This is a genomic window from Streptomyces sp. NPDC029122, from assembly GCF_055569445.1.
This window is the reverse complement of sequence record NZ_JBVHWK010000018.1, coordinates 1-20,200: the sequence shown is the minus strand read 5'-3', so window position 1 is coordinate 20,200 and position 20,200 is coordinate 1. Positions and strand designations below refer to the sequence as shown.

16 protein-coding genes and 1 pseudogene are annotated in these 20,200 nt (G+C 71.4%); 7 read left to right on the top strand and 10 right to left on the bottom strand.

The window, feature by feature from the left end; genetic code table 11:
• Nucleotides 1-416, top strand: a pseudogene (locus ACZ4WZ_RS21080) (hypothetical protein); the annotation flags it as partial.
• Nucleotides 417-469: 53 nt separating this feature from the next.
• Here the strand turns inward: ACZ4WZ_RS21080 and ACZ4WZ_RS21075 are convergent.
• From ACZ4WZ_RS21075 to ACZ4WZ_RS21060, 4 genes are all read right to left on the bottom strand, one after another.
• Nucleotides 470-1,774, bottom strand: coding sequence for a transglycosylase family protein (locus ACZ4WZ_RS21075; RefSeq protein ID WP_467892447.1), 1,305 nt, complete (start codon nt 1,772-1,774; stop codon nt 470-472).
• A 96-nt stretch (nt 1,775-1,870) separates the two neighbouring features.
• Nucleotides 1,871-3,325 (bottom strand): CHAP domain-containing protein, encoded by a 1,455-nt coding sequence (locus ACZ4WZ_RS21070; protein ID WP_467892446.1) that lies wholly within the window; start codon nt 3,323-3,325, stop codon nt 1,871-1,873.
• Nucleotides 3,326-3,534: 209 nt separating this feature from the next.
• Entirely contained in the window at nt 3,535-3,828 is a 294-nt protein-coding gene (locus tag ACZ4WZ_RS21065; protein WP_467892445.1) for a hypothetical protein, read from the bottom strand.
• A gap of 268 nt (nt 3,829-4,096) precedes the next feature.
• Entirely contained in the window at nt 4,097-5,866 is a 1,770-nt protein-coding gene (locus ACZ4WZ_RS21060; RefSeq protein ID WP_467892443.1) for an AMP-binding protein, read from the bottom strand.
• A gap of 152 nt (nt 5,867-6,018) precedes the next feature.
• Here ACZ4WZ_RS21060 and ACZ4WZ_RS21055 point away from each other — a divergent pair, with 152 nt between their 5' ends.
• The 5 genes from ACZ4WZ_RS21055 to ACZ4WZ_RS21035 all read left to right on the top strand — a co-directional run bounded on the left by ACZ4WZ_RS21055 (nt 6,019) and on the right by ACZ4WZ_RS21035 (nt 10,739).
• Nucleotides 6,019-7,221 carry an amidohydrolase family protein gene (locus tag ACZ4WZ_RS21055; RefSeq protein ID WP_467892618.1) on the top strand — a complete coding sequence of 401 codons (1,203 nt, stop codon included), beginning with the start codon at nt 6,019-6,021 and terminating at the stop codon, nt 7,219-7,221.
• Nucleotides 7,221-8,375 carry an acyl-CoA dehydrogenase gene (locus ACZ4WZ_RS21050; RefSeq protein ID WP_467892441.1) on the top strand — a complete coding sequence of 385 codons (1,155 nt, stop codon included), beginning with the start codon at nt 7,221-7,223 and terminating at the stop codon, nt 8,373-8,375. Before ACZ4WZ_RS21055 ends, ACZ4WZ_RS21050 begins: the two co-directional genes overlap by 1 nt.
• A 6-nt stretch (nt 8,376-8,381) precedes the next feature.
• Complete coding sequence (locus ACZ4WZ_RS21045) at nt 8,382-9,320, top strand: acyl-CoA dehydrogenase family protein (RefSeq protein ID WP_467892439.1); 939 nt, start codon at nt 8,382-8,384, stop codon at nt 9,318-9,320.
• Between the two features lie 369 nt (nt 9,321-9,689).
• The gene (locus ACZ4WZ_RS21040) at nt 9,690-10,142 is read left to right on the top strand and encodes an ATP-binding protein (protein WP_467892438.1); all 453 of its coding nucleotides are present in this window, start codon (nt 9,690-9,692) and stop codon (nt 10,140-10,142) included.
• A 180-nt stretch (nt 10,143-10,322) separates the two neighbouring features.
• Nucleotides 10,323-10,739, top strand: coding sequence for a hypothetical protein (locus tag ACZ4WZ_RS21035; protein ID WP_467892436.1), 417 nt, complete (start codon nt 10,323-10,325; stop codon nt 10,737-10,739).
• Nucleotides 10,740-10,742: 3 nt separating this feature from the next.
• On the opposite strand, the gene ACZ4WZ_RS21030 is transcribed toward ACZ4WZ_RS21035, so the two are convergent.
• Nucleotides 10,743-12,131: a pentapeptide repeat-containing protein gene (locus ACZ4WZ_RS21030; RefSeq protein ID WP_467892435.1), complete on the bottom strand. Its 1,389-nt coding sequence runs from the start codon at nt 12,129-12,131 to the stop codon at nt 10,743-10,745.
• A gap of 102 nt (nt 12,132-12,233) precedes the next feature.
• Between ACZ4WZ_RS21030 and ACZ4WZ_RS21025 the strand changes: the two genes are divergently transcribed.
• Nucleotides 12,234-12,539 carry a hypothetical protein gene (locus tag ACZ4WZ_RS21025; RefSeq protein WP_467892434.1) on the top strand — a complete coding sequence of 102 codons (306 nt, stop codon included), beginning with the start codon at nt 12,234-12,236 and terminating at the stop codon, nt 12,537-12,539.
• 203 nt (nt 12,540-12,742) lie between these two features.
• On the opposite strand, the gene ACZ4WZ_RS21020 is transcribed toward ACZ4WZ_RS21025, so the two are convergent.
• The 5 genes from ACZ4WZ_RS21020 to ACZ4WZ_RS21000 all read right to left on the bottom strand — a co-directional run bounded on the left by ACZ4WZ_RS21020 (nt 12,743) and on the right by ACZ4WZ_RS21000 (nt 20,089).
• Entirely contained in the window at nt 12,743-13,762 is a 1,020-nt protein-coding gene (locus ACZ4WZ_RS21020) for a hypothetical protein (RefSeq protein WP_467892432.1), read from the bottom strand.
• A complete protein-coding gene (locus ACZ4WZ_RS21015) occupies nt 13,759-16,098 on the bottom strand; it encodes a hypothetical protein (RefSeq protein WP_467892431.1) in 2,340 nt (779 codons plus the stop codon). The genes ACZ4WZ_RS21020 and ACZ4WZ_RS21015 overlap by 4 nt, the downstream gene beginning before the upstream one ends.
• Nucleotides 16,099-16,253: 155 nt before the next feature.
• On the bottom strand, nt 16,254-16,928 hold the full coding sequence (locus ACZ4WZ_RS21010; protein WP_467892430.1) for a DNA alkylation repair protein: 675 nt from the start codon (nt 16,926-16,928) through the stop codon (nt 16,254-16,256).
• Nucleotides 16,929-17,054: 126 nt separating this feature from the next.
• The gene (locus tag ACZ4WZ_RS21005; protein WP_467892429.1) at nt 17,055-17,915 is read right to left on the bottom strand and encodes an immunity 49 family protein; all 861 of its coding nucleotides are present in this window, start codon (nt 17,913-17,915) and stop codon (nt 17,055-17,057) included.
• An 11-nt stretch (nt 17,916-17,926) separates the two neighbouring features.
• Entirely contained in the window at nt 17,927-20,089 is a 2,163-nt protein-coding gene (locus ACZ4WZ_RS21000) for a hypothetical protein (protein ID WP_467892428.1), read from the bottom strand.
• Nucleotides 20,090-20,200 lie beyond the last annotated feature (111 nt).

The following is a 20,200-nucleotide window of genomic DNA, read 5'->3' as shown; positions in this document are numbered from 1 at the left end:
CTACCCTCCGCATCCAGGGCCTCCCACGCTACCTCGGCATCCCTCGCCCCCCCCCCCCACCCCCCCCCCACCCCCCCCCCCTCCCCCCCCTCCCCCCCCCCCCCCCCCTCCCCCCCCCCCCCCCCCCGGCCCCCCCCCCCCCCCCCCGCGGCCTCGTCGCGGCGGGCGCTCCGGGGCGGACCCTGCACCTGGAGATCGAAGGTGCGGGCGGGGGCGGCTGGGACATCGCCCTGGACTCTCCGGCGGCCAAGCCCTCGAGGGATCACACCGTGGCGGAAGTCGCGCTCGACGGGTTGGAGTTCTGCCAGCTCACCGCCGGGCACATCTCCCCGGAGGAGGCCGCCGTCGGCCAGACCGGCGACCGTGAGGCGATCCGCGACGTGCTGTTCGCCGCGGCGTCCCTGAGCCGGCTGTAGGAACGCGCGTACGCGGCTCCGTGGGAGCGGAGCCGCGTACGGGGTGGTGGGGATCAGTTGCGGGTGGCGAGCATCTGGGCGCTGCCGTCGGAGAGGCCGGTGATGGCGACCTTCTGGGCGCCCATTCCGGTGGCCCACCAGCCCTGCCAGTTGCCGGCGGCGTAGCGGGCGGCGTGGTAGGTCTTGCCGTCGTTGCCTACGGCGAGCATCTGGGTGTCGCCGTTGGGCATGGCGGTGATGGCGAGGCTGGTGGCGGCGAAGCCGGGGGCGCCGCCGTAGCCGTCGACCTTGGCCCAGCCCTGCCAGGTGCCGTTGGCGAGGCGGATGTTGTGGTAGACGAGGCCGTCGTTGCCGGTGGCGAGGAGCTGGGTGTCTCCGTTGGGGAGGCCGGCGAGGGCGATCTGGCCGGCCTGGAAGGTGGGGGCGGTGCCGAGGCCGGCGACGGCGTTCCAGCCGGTCCAGGTGCCGTCGGTGGCGCGGATGGCGTGGTAGAGGTTGCCGTCGTTGCCGGTGATGAGGGTCTGGGTGCTGCCGTCGGGCATGCCGGTGGTGGCGATCTTCTTGGCCTGCCAGGCGCCGACGGGGGTCCAGCCGGCCCAGCTGCCGCTCTTGAAGCGGGTGTTCTGGTAGATCTTGCTGTCGTTGCCGATGGCCATGAGGTGGGCGTCACCGTTGCCCATACCGGCCATGGCCTGGTCCTTCGCGCCGAAGGTCGCCGCGCCGCCGTAGCCGGGCAGCGGCGTCCAGGCGGTCCACGAGCCGTTGGTGTAACGGGCCGTGTGGTAGAGGTTCCCGTCGTTTCCGGTGGCCAGGGTCTGCGTCGAGCCGTCCGGGGTCGCGGAGATCGATTCCTGCGAGGCGTTGAAGAAGGCGGCGCCGCCGAAGCCGTTCAGCGGCTGGAACGAGGTCCAGCTGCCGTCGACCATGCGGCTGGCGTGGTACACGTCGCCGGCCTTGCTGACCGGAGCCGGCGGGGCGGTGTCGCCCGGGTACGGGTCGGCGTGGTCGTAGGCCAGGCCCGCGGCCGAGCCGCAGCTGCCCCAGGCGCCGGCGCCCTGGCCGGCGAGGATCTTCTCCGCGATCAGGATCTGCTGCTGCTTGGTGGCCTGGTGGGGGTAGGACGCGTAGGCCCGTCCGCCGAAGGCGTCCCAGGTGCTCTTCAGTATCTGGAGGCCGCCGTAGTAGCCGTTGCCGGTGTTGATGCTCCAGTTGTTGGTGCTCTCGCACTGCGCGACCTTGTCCCAGGTGGCGACCGAGGCGGCCTGCGCGGAGCCGGTTCCGGCCGTCGACAGGGCGATGGCCGCGAGTGCGGTGGCGGTGATGACGGAGAGGCGGGGGCGGCGGGCGTTGCGGGACATCGCGAAGGGTCTCTCTCTGCTGCTGGCGGGAAGGGCGGGAGCGCGGGCGGCGCGGCGGGGGCCGGCCCACCGGTGGGGGTGGGCCGGCCCGTGTGCTCAGTTGCGGGTGGCGAGCATCTGGGCGCTGCCGTCGGAGAGGCCGGTGATGGCGACCTTCTGGGCGCCCATTCCGGTGGCCCACCAGCCCTGCCAGTTGCCGGCGGCGTAGCGGGCGGCGTGGTAGGTCTTGCCGTCGTTGCCTACGGCGAGCATCTGGGTGTCGCCGTTGGGCATGGCGGTGATGGCGAGGCTGGTGGCGGCGAAGCCGGGGGCGCCGCCGTAGCCGTCGACCTTGGCCCAGCCCTGCCAGGTGCCGTTGGCGAGGCGGATGTTGTGGTAGACGAGGCCGTCGTTGCCGGTGGCGAGGAGCTGGGTGTCTCCGTTGGGGAGGCCGGCGAGGGCGATCTGGCCGGCCTGGAAGGTGGGGGCGGTGCCGAGGCCGGCGACGGCGTTCCAGCCGGTCCAGGTGCCGTCGGTGGCGCGGATGGCGTGGTAGAGGTTGCCGTCGTTGCCGGTGATGAGGGTCTGGGTGCTGCCGTCGGGCATGCCGGTGGTGGCGATCTTCTTGGCCTGCCAGGTGCCGACGGGGGTCCAGCCGGCCCAGCTGCCGCTCTTGAAGCGGGTGTTCTGGTAGATCTTGCTGTCGTTGCCGATGGCCATGACGTGGGCGTCGCCGTTGCCCATGCCCGTGATCGCCTGGTCCTTGGCCGCGAAGTCGGCGGCGCCGTCATAGCCGGCGAGCGGGTGCCAGCCCGTCCAGGAGCGGTCGGCGTATCGGGCCGTGTGGTAGAGCTTGCCGTCGTTGCCGGTGGCCAGGGTCTGCGTCGAGCCGTCCGGGGTCGCGGCGATGGACTCCTGCGAGGCGTTGAAGAAGGCCGCGCCGCCGAAGCCGTTCAGCGGTGCGAAGCCCTCCCAGGTGCCGTCGACCAGGCGGGTGGCGTGGAAGAGGTCGCCGGCCTTGCTCACCGGGGCCGTGGGGGTCTCCGCCAGGCCCGACGGGCCGACGAAGGCCAGCGCCCGGCCGGCTCCCACGGGGCTGGAGTTGGTCTTCCAGTTGAACCAGCTGCGGAAGCGGACACCGCCGCTCTCGTTGCCGCCGACCGTCTGGATGTCGTCACCGGACACCGCGACGACGATGTTGACGTGGTCGGCCTCACCGTCGTTCAGGTTGCCGTCCCGGTCGTAGAGGACCGCGTCACCGACCTGCGGGGTGCTGTGCAGCGTCCCCTTGTTCTTGCCGTACTGGTAGATGCTCACCGCGGCGGCGCTGATGCCCGAGGTGTTCGCACCGGCCTTGTTCCACACCCATCTGGTGAACTCGGCGCACCAGGCGGTGGGGTACTGGCAGTTGTAGTCGCCGCACGTGCCGCCGACCTCGTTGCGGGCGATCGAGGCGACCGTCTGGGACTCGGCGTGCGCCGTCACCGCGGGCAGGGCGACGGCCAGCATCGGGGCGGCCACGAAGGTGGTGAGGGCGGTGGTGAGCATGCGGGAGGAGCGGCGCGAGGTCATGGTGTGTCTCCAAGAGGACATGGCGGCCCGAGGCGTCAGGGCCGGGGAAGTGTGTGTGCGGCGGTGCCGCGGAGTGGAGCGGGCCGGGCCGCGCCGTCACCGGGAGTCCCGGGGACGGGGGAGGGCGGGGCGCGGTGGCCGTTCGCCGCGGGTGACAGCTGCCCTGCAGGAGCAGCGGTCGGAGCGGCGGTGAGAGCTGTGGGGGCCGGTCAGTTCGGGATCAGCGGGCCCAGTGAGTAGTGGCGGGCCGCACCCGTCCCGAGGACGGTGGTGAGGAGGGCGCGGGCCTTCTCACGGGCCTGGGCGTCGTCCTCGGCCCGGACGAAGAGGGCCACGCTCATCCCCTCCGGCAGGGGGCGCACCCGTACGTGCTCGAGGGCGTGCTGCGGGCCGGCGTGGGCCCAGAGCGCGTCCTGGAGCAGGCTCGCCCCGCTGTCCGTACCGGGTGCCCCGGTGTGGCTGACGAGGGGGAGCCGGACGAGGAGCATGCCGATCAGTCCCACCCGATGGTGCGTTCCGCGCGGATGCCGGCGGCGGTACTCCGAGTGGTTTTCGACATGGCGGTGCCCCCTGGCTGACGACGGATTCTGGTGGATCCGGACGGCGGATGTCCGGGCCGGGGAGGCGTGTTGCCCCTCGCGGCCCCGGCTTCGGGTTTCGTTCCCGCCGCCGTTCCGGTGAGCACCATCCTGCTCGGCCGGGAACCCCCGGGGAAGGTTTCCGGACCGGCACCAAGGGGCCTGACACCTTGGTGCCAGCAGCCGCGCCGGGTCAGGCGTACCGCTCGCGCAGCCGGTACTTCAGCACCTTGCGCAGGGCGTCGTTGCGGGGCAGTGCGTCGACCAGTTCCAGCTGCTCGGGGAGCTTGTGCGGAGCGAGTCCCTGCGTGCGCAGGTACGCCGTGACCTGCGGCAGGGTGAGCGGCGCGGCCCCGTGCGGCTGCTCGACGACGGCGCAGACGCGTTCGCCGCGCTCCTCGTCCGGCAGGCCGATGACGGCGACGTCACCGACGCCGGGGAGCTGGTGGAGGAGGTCCTCGATCTCCTTCGCGGAGATGTTCTCCCCCTTGCGGATGATCACGTCCTTGCTGCGTCCCGTGAGGACCAGATGGCCGGAAGGGGTGAGGTGGCCCAGGTCGCCGGTGATCAGGTAGCCGTCGGCGTCGAAGACCTCCTCGCCGGTGTCCGGCCGGTTCAGGTAGCCCTGGCAGACCGCCTCGCCGCGCAGCCGGACCTCACCGTCGGTTCCGGCGGGCAGGACGGTGCCGTCGGGGGCGGTGACGCGGATGGACATGCCCTGCGGGGGGCGCCCCTCGGTGGTGGCGAGGTTCTCCGGGGTGTCGTCCGGGGACCCCATGGTGATCATCGGGACCTCGGTCATGCCGTAGCCGTGGGCGAGCCGGCAGCCCAGTTCGCGCACCACGGCGTGGTAGATCTCGGGGGGCTTGGGGGCGCCGCCGCCCGCCAGCAGCCGCAGGCGGGGCAGGAGCGGGGTGGCGGGGTCCTTGCGCTGTTCGGTGAGGAACAGGGAGTAGAAGGCGGTGGAGCCGCCGGCGATGGTGACCCCGTGGCGGCGGTAGCCGTCCAGTGCGTCCGGCATCGCGAACCTCTCGAAGAGGACCGCCGGGAACCCGTACAGCAGCAGCATCACCGTGTAGTCCGGCCCGGCTATGTGCGCGTACGGGAAGGCCATCGAGCCGACGTCGGCCGCGGTCGGGCGCAGGGCGTGGGCGAGACAGGAGCCGCCGGCGATCAGGGAGCGGTCGGTGTGCAGGACGCCCTTGGGGTCGGAGGTGGTGCCGGAGGTCCAGTAGATCCAGCGCACGGTGGTGCCGTCGGCGGGCGGCGGGGGCAGTACGGCCGGGTCGCCGTCGGGGAGGCTGCCGTACGCCTCGAATACCCCGCGCGCGCCGAGCCGGTGGGCCATCGCGGTGTGGTCGAAGCCGCGCCAGAAGCCGGGGACGGCGAAGAACTCCGCCTTGGACTCGCGCAGCGCGAAGCCGACCTCGCGGTCGCGGTAGAAGGGGATCACGGGGGACTGGACGGCGCCGAGGCGGGCGAGGGCGGCCGAGAGCAGGACGGTCTCGATGCGGGTCGGCAGCTGCCAGGCGACGACCGTGCCGGGGCGCACGCCCATGCCGTAGAGGCCCGCGGCGACGCGTTCGGCGCGCTCGCGCAGGGCGCCGAAGGTGAGCGTGCGGTCGGCGGCGGGGTCCTCGGCGGCTTCGACGAGGGCCGGGGCGGCGGGGGTGAGGCCGGCCCGGCGGGCGATCAGCTCCCACAGGGTCGCGGACCGGCTGAGCTCGATGGCGACGGCCGTCAGGCGGTCGGCGGGGGTGGTGGCGGGTGGCGGGGCGGCTTCCGGGGCTTTCGGGGTCTTTGGAGTGTCCGCGGCTTCCGTCGCGGCCCCGGTGTCCGCGGCTTCTGCGGCCTCCCCGGCTGCCGTCGCTGCCGTCGCTTCCTGGGCTTCCGCCGCCGCCGTTTCCCCGGCCGCCTGCGCCGCCGTCTCCCCGGCCGTCTCCGTGGTCGTTTCCGTCGTCATCCCGGACCTCCCCTGGGCGCGCCACCCCACATGAGCTGACGGTGAGTCAGATCAAGGGCAGAGCGTAGGGCTCCGCCGCTTGTCGGTCCAGGGGTGGCGGGGCTAGCTTGTTTCTGACGATGCATCAGATTTGGGTGAAGGAGCGCGAGCGCATGGCCCTGGAACTGCCTCGGATCATCAGCGTCGACGACCACGTGATCGAGCCCGCCCACCTCTTCGACGTGTGGCTGCCCGCCAAGTACCGCGACCGCGGGCCCAAAGCCCTCACCGCCGGGATCGGCGAGCTGGAGTACACCGGCGGCAAGTACGTCATCTCCATGGACCCCGACGGCCCGCCGACCGACTGGTGGATCTACGAGGACCTCAAGTTCCCGTACAAGCGCAACATCGCCGCCGTCGGCTTCGACCGCGACGACATGACCCTGGAGGGCATCACCCGCCAGGAGATGCGGCGCGGCTGCTGGGACCCCGGGGCGCGGCTCCTCGACATGGACCTCAACCACGTCGAGGCCTCCCTGTGCTTCCCGACCTTCCCGCGCTTCTGCGGGCAGACCTTCGCCGAGGCCAAGGACAAGGAAGTGGCCCTCGCCTGCGTCCGCGCGTACAACGACTGGATGGTCGAGGAATGGTGCGGGGACAGCGGCGGCCGGCTGATCCCGCTGTGCATCATCCCGCTCTGGGACATCGGGCTCGCCGTCGCCGAGGTCCGCCGCAACGCCGCCCGCGGGGTCAGGGCCGTCACCTTCTCCGAGATCCCCACCCACCTGGGGCTGCCGTCCATCCACTCCGGGTACTGGGACCCCTTCTTCGCCGTCTGCCAGGAGACCGGCACGGTCGTGAACATGCACATCGGGTCCTCGTCCCAGATGCCCGCCGCCTCCCCCGACGCCCCGCCCGCCGTGCAGGCCGCGCTGAGCTTCAACAACGCCATGGCCTCGATGATGGACTTCCTCTTCAGCGGCGTACTGGTGAGGTTCCCGGCGCTGAAGCTGGCCTACAGCGAGGGCCAGATGGGCTGGATCCCGTACGCGCTGGAGCGCGCGGACGACGTCTGGCAGGAGCACCGCGCCTGGGGCGGCGTGCGCGACCTCATCCCCGAGCCGCCGTCCACGTACTACTACCGGCAGATCTACTGCTGCTTCTTCCGCGACAAGCACGGCATCGCCTCACTCGACGTCGTCGGCCGCGACAACGCCACCTTCGAGACCGACTACCCGCACGTCGACTCGACCTTCCCGCACACCAAGGAGGTCGCCCTCGACCACGTCAAGGGCCTCGACGAGGAGACCGTCTACAAGCTGATGCGCGGCAACGCCATCCGCATGCTCGGCCTGTCCCTGGACCAGGACCGCTGATGGACCTCGCCCACACCGAGGAGGAGCAGGAGTTCCGGGCCCGGCTGCGCGCCTGGCTCGCCAAGGTGCTCCCCGAGCTGCCCGCCAGGCCCTCCCCCGACGACTGGCCCGGCCGGCGCGCGTACGACCTGGGCTGGCAGCGCAGGCTGTACGACGCCGGGTACGCGGGCCTGCACTGGCCCGTCGACGCTGGCGGGCGCGGCGCCACCCCGACCCAGCACCTGATCTTCCTGGAGGAGACCGAGCACGCGGGGGCCCCGTACGTCGGCGCGAACTTCGTCGGCCTGCTGCACGCGGGCCCGACCATCGCCGCCGAGGGCACCCCCGGGCAGCGGGCGCGCTGGCTGCCGCCGGTACTGCGCGGGGACGAGGTGTGGTGCCAGGGCTTCAGCGAGCCCGGCGCCGGATCCGACCTGGCCTCGCTGCGCACGCGGGCCGTGCGCGACGGGGACGCGTACGTCGTGACCGGCTCCAAGATCTGGACCTCGCACGCCGAGATCGCCGACTGGTGCGAGCTGCTGGTGCGCACCGACCCGGCGGCGCCCCGCCACCGGGGGATCTCCTGGCTGGCGATGCCGATGGACGCGCCCGGCGTCACGGTGCGGCCGCTGCGCACCCTCGCCGGGTCGGCGGAGTTCGCGGAGGTGTTCCTGGACGAGGTCCGGGTGCCGGTGGAGAACCGGGTCGGCGCCGAGAACGACGGCTGGCGGGTCACGATGGTGACCCTGTCCTTCGAGCGCGGAACCGCCTTCGTGGGCGAGGTCGTCGCCTGCCGGCGCACCCTGTCCCGGCTGGCCCGGGCCGCGAAGGAGAACGGGCGCTGGGACGATCCCGTCGTACGCCGCACCCTCGGACGGCTCCACGGGGAATTCGGGGCCCTGTGGAGGCTGACGCAGTGGAACGTCAGCGAGTCACAGCGCTCGGGCGGCGTCCCGGGCGCGGGCGGCAGCGTCTTCAAGCTGGCGTACTCGCACGCGCGGCAGGAGCTGTACGAGGCGGCCGCGGCGGTCCTGGGAGCGGAATCCCTGTCCCTGGAGGCGGAGTGGACGGCGGAGCGGCTGTCCTCGCTCTCGTACACCATCGCGGCGGGCACCACCGAGATCCAGCACAACATCGTGGCCGAGCGGATCCTCGGCCTCCCGAAGGGGCGGTGAGCGGCCTTGGACTTCCGGCTGACGCAGGACCAGCGGGACGTGCGGACGGGCATCCGGGACCTCCTCGCCGGACGGTACGGGCGCGAGGCACTGCGGTCGGCCGTGGACCGGGGCGTGGCGGTGGACCGGGAGCTCTGGCGGGAGCTGGGCGGGGCGGGCTTCTTCTCGCTGCGGCTGCCGGCGTCCGAGGGCGGGGTGGGGCTCGGCCTGCCGGAGGCGGTGCTGGTCTTCGAGGAGGCGGGGCGGGCGCTGCTGCCGGGGCCGCTGGTCGCCACCCACCTGGCCGCCGGAGTGGTCCCGGGGGCGGCGTCGGGGGAGGCGGTGGTGACCGCGTTCGACCTGGACGGGCCGCTGGTGGCGCACCTGGGGGAGGCCGACGCCGTGCTGGGGATGCCGGAGGTGCCGGCCGGGGTGCCGGTGCGCTCGGCGGACCCGCTGACCCCGCTGTGGCGGGCCGACGGGGTGCTGCCCGGCGCATTCCGCGACACGGGGGCGCTGCTGACGGCGGCGCTCCAGGTCGGGAGCGCGCTGCGGACGGTGGAGCTGGCGGTGCGGTACGCGGGGCAGCGCGAGCAGTTCGGGCAGCCCATCGGGGGCTTCCAGGCCGTCAAGCACCTGTGCTCGCGGATGCTGGTGCGGGCCGAGGTGGCCCGTACGGCGGTCTACGCGGCGGCGGTGACGGGGGACCCCGCCGAAGCCGCCGCCGCCAAGCTGCTCGCGGACGCGGCGGCGGTGCGGGGCGCGCGGGACTGCCTCCAGGTGCACGGCGGGATGGGCTTCACCTGGGAGGCGGACGTGCACCTGCACCTGAAGCGGGCCTGGGTGCGGGCGGAGCAGTGGCGCACGGCGGAGCGGGCGGAGGAACTGCTGGCGGAGGCGCTGCTGGCGGAGGCGGAGGCGGAGGCGGTGTCGGAGGAGGCGGTGTCGGCGGATGCGGCGGGGTGAGCGGGCCGGGACCGTGGCAGTGCGTTACGGGACGGCGCGGGAGGGGTACGGAAGGGCGCGGGAGGGGCACGGGAAGGACGGTGCGGGACGCATGTCCGATTACAGAGAGTTGATATCGGTTTGTGTCCTTCGCCCAGCTCGATGCGGCCCGGAGGCGGGGGCGTGCCACGGTACGCTCCGACGATGCGAGCGGTTGAGCGGCGGGAGCGTCGCACAGTATGCACCACGCCTACTCCTTCGCGCTGGAATATGCCCGAAGCGCTTGTTGTGGTGACTGTACGTCAACCATGCTGCTGGGCAAGGGGGTCACGGTCGGTGATCCCATCCTGTCGCGAGGCGAAGTGTCCGCCGGTTCGGATGGTGTGAGCGGTGCAGGTGCTTCAGGTGCAGCTGGAGGTAGGACCGGACCCCGCCGAGGTCGGCCGGGCGCGCCGGTGGGCGCGGTCCCGGCTGGCGGGGTCCGGAATAGGGGACGACGAGCCGCTCGCCGAGACGCTGATCCTGCTGATCTCCGAGCTGGTCACGAACGCGGTCGTGCACACGGGCTGCCCGGCCGTGCTCCGGATGCTGTTCGGGGGGCCGGGGGTGCGGGTCGAGGTGGCCGACGCCAGCGACCGCGCCCCGGCCCGGCGGCAGGCCTGCGGGGAGGACACCGGCGGGCGCGGCCTGGAGCTGGTGGACGGCCTCGCGGACCGGTGGGGCTGGCAGCGCGAGGGCGCGGGCAAACGCATCTGGTGCGAGATCGACCGGGCGGCGGTGGAGGCCGCCGAAGGGGCTCCGAAAAATTGTGGGCTGATGCGGGAACCGAGCGTGTACCTCTAACGAGGTGTTGACGGTTCGTCACCCGTTGATCACCCTGGTGGTGAGCGATTCGTCGCGAGGGGACGCCAAGGGCCCTGTGCCTTGACGAGTGCGGGTCGTGGGGTGGCGGCTGCCGTGCCGCGCTCGGGGCGCGCACGACCGCACGCCGCCACCCGCAGGTCGTTCCGTAGCATCGGCCGCATGGCCGACCTGTACGCCCTCGAACTCGCGCTGGACCTGGACGCCTCCACCCCGGAGCCGGTGCTCGCGCTGATCCGTGACCACATGGCGACGCACCCCGAGGACGACGCGTACGACGACGAGGACGAGTACCTGCCCCCGCCCTTCAGGGTGCTGGCGGAGCGCGGCCCGGCGTACCGCGTGGGCGGCACCTGCTCCGCCGGCCTCACCCGGACCCCGCACGGCTGGACCCTCACGGCCCGCCAGGAGGTCCACGCCGAGTGCCTCCCGGACGCGGAAGCCTTCCTCACGGCCCTGACACCGCACCTCGCCACCCCGGACGCCCCACTCGGCACCCTGCGCTTCTACGAGGACATCACCCCCGAGCCGATCACCGTGGACGCGGCTTCGGGCCTCCTGCGCTTCCCCGGAGTCTGAAGGTCAGGGCTGGGGTCGGCGGGGTGGGACGACGCGTACGGTTCCTCCGCGCGCGCCGAGCCAGTCCTCCAGGGCCGCCCCGGCGAGGGCGGTGCGGGTGCCGTCCGGCGCGACGTGTTCCGCCGGGCCGAAGACGGTGCCGGTCAGGCCCGCCACGAGGGTGCCGTCGTCCAGCACCACCTTGAAGCCGTTCTCCTGGAGCACCGCGCCGCTGAGGTCGGCGCCGCGCAGGTCGGTGCTGTGGAGGCCCGCCCCCAGGATGCGCGCGCCGCGCAGGCTCGCGCCGCGCGCGTCCGCCCCGTACAGCTCGGCCCGGACGAGGTCGGCCCCGTCGAGGACGGTGCCGCGCAGCACGGCCCCGTCCAGTTCGGCCCGTACGAGACAGGCGCCGGTGGCGTCCGCCCCGCTGAGGTCGGCGCCGAGGAGGTAGGTGCGGTAGAAGTCGACGCCGGTGAGGCGGGCGCCGACCAGCCGGGTGTCGCAGAACAGGGACGAGGAGAAGTCGGCCCCGGCCAGGTCCGCGCCGCTGAGGTCGAGGTTGCTCATGTCCGTCCCGCCGGGCCTGCCCTCGGCGCCGTCCTCGACCCACTTCCACAGCCAGCGGGCGCCCTCCGGGTCGGCGGGCAGCAGCACCCGCCAGGGCAGTACGGCGGGCCGCCGGAGCCGGTACCAGGGCGCGGTCGCCGGGTCGGCGCCGGTCTCCCCGCCGCCGTCGTCCACGGTCAGGGCCCGGAAGCGGGCGTCGAGGGCTTCGAGGCGGGGATCGCCCTCCAGGTCGCGCAGCGCGTCCCGGGCGTCGAGGTCCTCCGCGTACATGTCGGCCCCGTACCAGCGCAGCGGCGCCCACCCGGCCTCCATGCGGCCGATCAGGTCGGTCCAGCGCCACAGGCGGGGGTCGGTGCCCGGGGGTGCGAAGGGCATGGTGCGTACGGCCTCGGGCAGTCCGCGTACGGCGGCGTCGGGGAAGGCCTCGACGCGGGCTTGGGTGACGGTGACGCGGAGGACGGGGCCGTCGATCCCGTCCCCGTCCTCTATGGCGGCCCAGGTGGACCCGCCGGGGGTGAACACGCGGTAGAGCCACGGCGTGCCCGGGTGGTCCGTCAGCACCGCCGTCCCCAGCCCCCGGGCAAGGGCCCGCCCGACGGCCTCGTCGGACGGCGGGTCCGGGACGGCCGGGCCGGCGTAGAGGAGGAGCTGGCAGGAGATGTCCCCGGGCTCGAACCACGTGATCCCGCACTGCACCGGGGTGTCCCACCGCCAGCCGTCGACCGTCCCCTCGAGCCCGACCTCGACGGCGCCCTCGCCGACGGCGAAGACGGCGTCGAGCACCGGGCCGAGGGCGGCGGGATCGGGTTTGGCGGCGACGAGGAACCCGTAGTCGCGCCCGCTCACCGCGACGCCCCGGACCGGCGGGCGTACCGGGCCGCATGACCCCTTCGGACGGCATCGTTCCATCGGGCGGCTGACGGACTGGCGAGCAAGGTATTACCTCCGATGTGGACTGACCGCCCGACGGCACCAAAAGTACTCCGCCGGGTGCACGGCTCGGCCCCGGCGGTGGAGGCGCAGCCCGGAGCTCCCGGCGGACGCGTCCGGGCCGGCGACCACGCCTCTTCCCGCCGGCAGCGCCAGCTTCCCGAACTCGTCGAGCTCGACGGCCACGCCCGCCTCGGGCCGTCCCGCCACGGGGTCACCGGGACTCCCGCCCAGCTCGGCGAGCGCCGCACGGGGGACAGACCCCGGTCGTTCGCTGACTGCAACAGGTCCAGCCACACCAGTCAGACCAGCCCGGCCCCGTAGGCGTCCCGGCGGGCGTTCGGAGCAGCAGGAGCCATGAGGTCGAGTCGTCTACTCGGGAGCGGGTGTGAGCCTCAGCGTGTATTCCGCATTGGCGAGCATCCTGACGATGGTGATGGGCTGCTCCCGAAATTCTCGACAATTCAACGTGGGAGGCCCGGGCGGTGGCACAGTGGCGTTCCCTCCAGCACGCGATTCGCGTGCGCCTATTCCAGAGCCAGTAGCGCTAGCTTCCCGAACTCGTCGACATCGACCGCCGCCTTCGCCTCGGGCCGTCCAGCTACAGGGTCACTGGGAGTTCTGCCCATTTCGACGAGCGCCGCCGTGGGAGACAGACCCCGGTCGTACGCCGCCTGTAGCCGCTCCAGCCACACCAGCCCGGCGCGGTAGGCGTCCATGTCAGCCGCGTAGCGCGGCGCGAAACTGGCCGCGCCCTCAGCATCGGAGGCCCACAGGTACCCCAAAACCTCCTGGGGTCCCATGACCGGGAGGTACCTCACAGGTCCGGATACTCGTCGCGCGTACCCGGCTTTGAACTCCGGGGTCTGGGTGAAGATTCGGTTCCGGTAGGGGATCTCGAAGCTTCCCCACACGTCGCGTGGGGAGCCGTCGTCCTCGTAGTAGTTCTCGACCCCCGATTCCGTCGGAATGCCGAACCAGGTGGGGTCCTCGGGGTCGGTCTCCAGGTCGAGCGCCTCGGCGATCTCTGCGAGGGCGGAGGCCAGGCGGGGCCGGTTCGCTGCGAAAACGGCTTCCTGTAGGCGGCTCCGTAGATCGAACGGCATCCAAGCGTCAGAGAAGGTCGTCAGACCGACGTTGAAGTACTCCTCGGATACGTGGGCAGTCAAAGTGAAGAGACCTTCCACCGCCTCAGCGCCGCTCTCTTCATCCACCATGCCGTCGCACGAGGCGTACAGTTGCACCCCCGCGATCTCACCGGGGGCAATGCTCATCTTGATCTGCTCTGCCAGTGTCTCGGCGAGCTGCGACCCTTCTTCGACTTCCGCGATCAGCGTGTGGATGGGGAAGCTCGCGCGGAGCAACTGGCTGCGTCCGCCCACCTCGGGCACCGTTACGGCCACGTGCCCGTCGTGCGGGGTGCCGAGGCGGTGTCGTGTAAGGACTCCCAGCGCCGCGAAGAACCGGCGGACGGCCTCGCGGACGAGGTCGGTGTCGTGGCCGAACTCTCCCCACGACCACCGTGCGACGGGTGTGCTGGCAATCAAGGCCGTCCTCCTGGCATGAAACGAGCGCCGGGCGGGTGCATGAACGTCCCATCCTCGACACGAAGTACGATGATGAAACCATATTTGGCGTGTATTCTGGCGAGTTTGCTCTCGATACCGGACGCCATCATGTCCGCCACACTTCCCTTGGTATCGACAACGAAGACCTTGACGTCAGCACCACAGTTGAAGAGCTGATCGTTGGCCTTCCACATTTTGTCGATGACCTTCTTGGGGTTCGCGACCTCCTTGAACTGATACCCGTATATCTTCCCATCGGCGCCACGAGCCATGACGTCCATGTCGGTATCCGGTCCGGTCACCACCCCCGGCTTGATCTCGACGCCGCCCTTGATCTCGAAGCTGATGTCTCTGATGCCGCTGTCGTAGAGTCGGTTCGCAAGCCGGAGCTGTTCGACGCCGCCGGCCATTCTGTCCGTGAGACTCAAACTGCCCACGACCTGTTCGAAGTTCGTCATGCCATTGAACTTTCCCGACGCGATGAGGTCAGCAATTTCTTGACCTGCGGCGGTGGCAGCCAAATTATCGAGCGCCCTCTCGAGGTCTTCAGGCTTCGGAACCCCAGGAGTCAGGTTCCTTCGGATCCGCCGTTCCGTCTCGCCCCCGCGCTCGAAAGGCCGAGGTTCCTCGTGGGGTGGCCAGTTGTCTGCGCTGCTGTCCGTTGGCCGCCTAATGTTGCCATTCGAACCGCCGTGATCCATTCCGCCTGGACCACTGCCACCCGTAGAGGCGCCTTCGCCGTGGCCGCCCGTGGACGGTGTGTCCGTGTGGCCGGGGTGGCCGACTGTCGGGGTGGTGTCCGTGCTGCCGTGGCCTGTGCTTCCGCCACCGCCCGGTTCCGTGTGGCTGTTGTGAGGAGTGTGCTCCGGCAGGCCGCCCCGGCTGTGGGTAACGCCCCCGGCCGCGTGGGTGGTCGGGGCGCCGACGGTGGCTTCGTGGCGGGTGGGGGCCTCGGCGAGGGGGTGGTCTGCCCCCTTGGGGACCGAGGTGAGGTCCTGCTTCGGCAGGCCCTTGTGGTCCAGGAGCTGGTTGGTGGTCTTGTCGTAGTACTGGGGGCGGCCCAGGGCGTCGTCGAGGAGGCGGACCGTTTCGGTGGGGTGGGGGAAGGCGACGCCGGCAGCGTCGGCTTTGGGGAGGTCTCTCCACGTGACGTCGTCGACCCTGGGGAAGGCTCCGTCGGTCTTGCCGAGGTTGGCGAAGAGTTCGCCGATCTTGAGTTTGGTGAAGGCGAGGGAGCCGGCTTTGCCCGCGGCCTGGCCGACGTAGGTCATGGGGTCGATGAGGCGTCCGGCCTTGCCGGCCGCGCTGATGGTCTTGGCGATGGCGCCGGTCTTGGCTCCGGTGCCGGCGCCGCCGCTGAAGACGGTGGTGAGGACGTTGAAGGTGACGGCGCCGGCGGCGCGGGCCGGGTTCTTGCCCCATTCGTCCCAGGCGACGAGGGCTTTGCCGGTCTCCTTCATCGCGTGGCGCGAGTCGCGGAGCCAGGCCGGCATGGCCTTGTCGTCGGCGCTCCAGAAGACGACGCCCATGGCGGGGGATGTGGTCAGGGCCAGGCCGGTCGCCAGTTTCGCCAGGCCCTTCCAGGCCTGTCCGGCGGCGTCCGCGCCGTCGACGCCGACGAGAGTGCCCAGGCCTCGGACGGTGCCCACGATGCCGTCCATGATGACGCCGTCCCAGACGAACGACTTCACCCAGTGGCCGACCTCGTACCAGCGGTGGCTCTGCCCCAGCTGTGAGCCCCACGGCAGGTCCTGGACCTTGTTGAGGTCGGCGGCCCTGTAGCCGTGCATGTTGGCGCCGTGCGAGCCGTCGTCGGCGGTCAGCGGGGGCGCGCCGTACAGGGCGCGGATCTTGGTGGCGCAGGTCCGCTCGGCTGCCCAGAAGGCCTCGGCGGCCGCGTTGACGTCGTGGATCAGGTCGTTGTTCTCGTCGACCTTCTTCTTGTCGTCCTTCCAGTGCGCGTCGCCTGTGATCTTGTTCGTGAAGGCCGCTGCCTCTGCCTGGAGCTGCTTGAGGCGGGCCACCAGCGGCCGGGCTTCGGCGGCGAACTCGCCCAGTGCTTTCGCCGCGGTTTCCAGCTGGTCCGCGAAGAAGTCGCTGTGCGTCCTCACGGGGTTGGTGGTGGCGAAGAGCTGTGCGGCTTCCGGCGCGGAGTAGAAGGCCGACAGGCCCTGGAACTCGGAGTCGACGTTCGCGCCCGCGTCGCGGAACGTGCCCGCGGCGGCCGCGATGGCGGTCCGGTCCTGCTCCAGAGCGTCCAGGTCCCCCGTGAACTGCGGGATGGTGCACGGGTTGATCGGTACGTGATCCGTCACGGCTTTCCCGCCCCCCGGCAGATCGATCTATGGTCGCGAGCCCTGTCTACCGGCCGGGCTGATGCGAACACAAAGTCGAAATGCGGTTCGGGAGAGGTCGGACCGGAAAACGCCGGTGGCTGACCGAATCGGAGATGCCGACTGTGGGGAAGCGGCTAGCGGGTGGTTGAGCGGCGGACCATTTCGGCGATCCAGGTGGGCGCGTACGGGGACGTGCAGCCCGGGGAAGTCGGGTAGTCCTTCAGCACCTCCAGGCGTTCCCCGATGGCGATCGCGCGGGCGCGGTGTTCGGGGTGCTCGATGCCGATCTGGGCCAGGCAGTGGTTCATCGCCCACTGGAGGCGGTCCGGGGCGTCCTTCATCTCCGCCTCGATGGTGTCGAGGAGCCCGGCCAGGTCGAGTCCCTCGGGCTGCTTCGCCACCCGGCCGGTGGTCAGGGCCCAGCCGGCACTCGCGACCACCGGGTCGGGATCCGCGAACCAGGCCGTCCGCAGGTCCTCGGCGTGCGGGCTCTTCTTGACGACGTAGCCGACGAGCCAGTCCTGCACCTTGGGCGTGCGCGCCCCGCGCAGCATGGCGTCCAGCTCGTCCCGGTCGTACGCCTTCGGGCGGGAGATCAGGAGTGCGAGGAGCCTCGCGGCGGTGTCGTCCGTCGCCCAGAGGTCGCGGGCGAGGTCATGCTGCGTCTTGAGGCGTTTGGCGACGGCGCGGAGCTTGGTGAGGTTCACGCCGTGGTCGTCGCCGTGCCGCTCGTTCACGGCGCGGATCTTCGGGTCCTCCAGCGCGGCCAGCTCGGCCATGACCTCGGCCGTCGTCGTCGTACCGGTCATCTCGGCCGCCTCCTGTGCGTCGCGTACGGATGCAGCGTACGAGGCGCCTACGACGGCCCCGGACCGGCGCGCCCGGTCCGGGAGCGCTTGAGCAGGTGCTCGGGCCCAGGGATGCCGCCCGTGGAATCAGACCTCGAACTCGCCGAGCCAAGAACGCTTCAGCAGGTGCTCGGGCAGATAGGAGGACTCGACGTTGACGGGGATTCCGCCGTCGTAGGCGAGGCAGGCGATGGCGAGGACCGCGATCGGCACCCGGCCCTCGATGTCCTCGGCCCGCTCGGGCGTGGCCGTCCAGTACTGCTTGTGGAGTTCCAGGGCCTCGACCAGCGCCTGCTGGAAGCCCTCTTCGTCCTTGCGGAGGAACTTGTAGAAGAGGTTGATCGGGGGGTACGCGATGTGCTGGACGTACTCGCGGCCCGCGATGACGGCGACGTCGGGGTGGGAGCGGTCGAACGTGGCCGTCAGCTCCTCCACCAGCTCCGGGCGCTTGAGCCAGTACGCCTGGAGGGTGGCGACCCAGTGGTAGAGGAAGTCGTCGTGGTCCGCGCCCGAGGCCCGCAGGACGTCGATCGGCAGCTCGCACAGCTCCGTCATGCGCGGCTGGTCGCGCGTGATGATCGCGTACCAGAACGCCTGGAGCCACGCCGAGGCGCGCGCGTCGTGGTTCGGCCCCGTCGCCGGCAGGGTGCGCATCGCGTGGTGGATGCGGCACTGCGTCGTGCCCTCGGTCATTCCCGCCGTACGGAAGAGCGCCGACCCCAGCTGCGCGGCGTCGACCACCGTCTCCCAGGTCATCAGCTCGGCGGCCGTCGGATCGACCAGGGTCCGGGACTGCACGTGCAGGTCCACGCTGTCCCAGGCCCGGTCGAGCGTGTCCGGCCGCACGGAGAGCTGCTCGATCCTCGCGATCAACCGCTCGTCCTGGCTCCTGACCCAGTCCGCGCTCTCAGGTTCGGGGCCGGTGTGGCTTTCCACGATGACCGTCATGTCTTCCCCTGTCACTTGCTGATATCGAACCGTTGGATCGTATGGCCGGTGTACGTTCCGGTGTTGTCGGCGCCCTTGACCACCACGTAATCGATCTTGCCGGCCTCGAAGGCGGCATCGAGCTTGTCGAAGAGCGCCTGCTCCCGCGGGTCCGTCTTGGCGCGCTTCTCCATCTGCTTGAGGATGTCCTTGAAGTACGCACGCGTGCCTTGGGACACCCGGTCGGCGCCGATGCGCCGCTCGCCGAGCTCGGTGTTGACGTTGCCCTTGGCCTCGACCACCACGTACCGGTCGCCGTGCTTGTAGACCTGGTCGAACTGGTCGTTGCCGTTGGCCGGGCCGTAGACCTTCTCCTCCTTGGCGCCCGGGAACTCCTTCGGTATCGCGTGCTCGCGGGCGATGGTCTCGCCGAACGCCTCGCTCTTCTTCGACAGGGCCTCGTGGAAGGGCTTGTGGTCGGCCCTGGCCTTTTCCATCGCCGCCAGGGTCTCGTCGGTGGGCGCCGCCTTGTGCGCCGCCTTGGCTTCCGCGTAGGCCGTGTGCGGCTTCTTGTCCGCCTGCATGGCGTCCCAGCGTTCCTTGGCCGCCTTGTCGAGATTCTCGGTCATCTCCTTGGTGACCGTGGGGTGGTCGTGCGTGACCGTCTTGGCGTCGTCCAGGTAGTTCGGCGGGACCGGCGGCGGCAGCTCCGACTTCGGGACCCACTTGCCCGGCGAGACCTCGACCAGCTGCGGTGGGACGAGCCCGGTGTGGTCGGGGACCACCCTGAGCCGGTGACCGAGCTTGTTGTAGTACTGCTGGCGGTACCCGTCCGTCGGGTCGTTCGCCCGGTGGACCTGGTACTCCATGATCTGCTTGCGCTCGGCGGTCGTGTAGTCGTGCGGGTTGTCGCGGTGCGGCGGGAGCGGCGGGCGCTCGCCGTGGCCGGGCGTCGTCGGGCCGTCGCCGCCGGTGCCGTCGCCGCCGTGGCTGCCGGTGCCGCTGCCGTGGCCCGGCTCGCGGCCCAGGTTGTCGGGGATGCCGCTGCCGCTGCCCAGGTTGTCGGGGATCGCGCCGCCGGTGCCCTGGTGCGGGATGCCGCCGTCGCCGCCACGGCCGCCCGTGGTCGGGGTGTCGGTGCGCGTCGTGCCGCCGTTGCCGCCGGGTTCGGTGTGGCTGTTGTGCGGGTTGTTGTCCGCGATGCCGCCGGGGGTGTGGGTGGTGACCCCGCCCGGGGTGTTGTCCGCGATGCCGCCCGGGGTGTGGGTGGTGACCCCGCCCGGCGTGTGGGAGGTGACTCCGCCCGGGGTGTGGGAGGTGACGTCCGTGGGGCGGGCGCCGACGCCGACGGGGACTTCCTCGCGCTTGGGGACCTCGGCCAGGGGGTGGTCGGATCCCTTGGGCACCGAGGTCAGGTCCTGCTTCGGCAGGCCCTTGTGGTCCAGGAGCTGGTTGGTCGTCTTGTCGTAGTACTGCGGACGGCCCAGCGCGTCGTCGGGAAGACGGACCGTGTCGTCCGGGTGCGGGAACTTCACCCCCGGCGCATCCGCCTTGGGAAGGTCCTTCCACACCACATCGTCCAGCTTCGGGAACGCCCCGTCGACCTTGCCCAGGTTCGCGAACAGGTCACCGATCTTCAGCTTCGCCAGCGAGCCGGCCTTGCCGATGTAGGTGATCGGGTCGATCAGCTTGCCCGTCTTGCCCGCCACCGACAGCACCTTGGCCACCGCACCGGTCTTCGCCGCCGTACCCGCACCGCCGGTGAACACGGTGGTCAGGACATTGAACGTGACCGCGCCCGCCGCACGCGCCGGGTTCTTGCCCCACTCGTCCCACGCCACCAGCGCCTTGCCGGTCTCCTTCACCGCGGTGCGCGAATCCCGCAGCCAGCCCGGCAGATCCTTCTCGTCCGCCATCCAGAACGCCGTACCCACACCCGGCGTGACAGTGATCGCAAGACCCGTCGCCAGCTTCGCAAGCCCCAGCCACGCCTGACCTGCCGCGTCCGCACCGTCCACACCCACCAGCGTGCCCAGCCCGCGGATCGTGCCCCAGATCCCGTCCACGATCAGGCCGTCCCACACGAACGACTTGATCCAGTAACCCACCTCCCACGCCCGGTGGGTCTCCTCCAGCTGCGAACCCCACGGCAGATCCTGCGCCTTGTTGAGGTCCTCACCCTTGTAGCCGTACATGTTCGCACCGTGCGAGCCGTCATCAGCCGTCAAAGGCGGCGCACAATACAAAGCGCGGATCTTGTTCGCACACGTACGCTCCGCCGCCCAGAACGCCGAGACGGCCGCGTT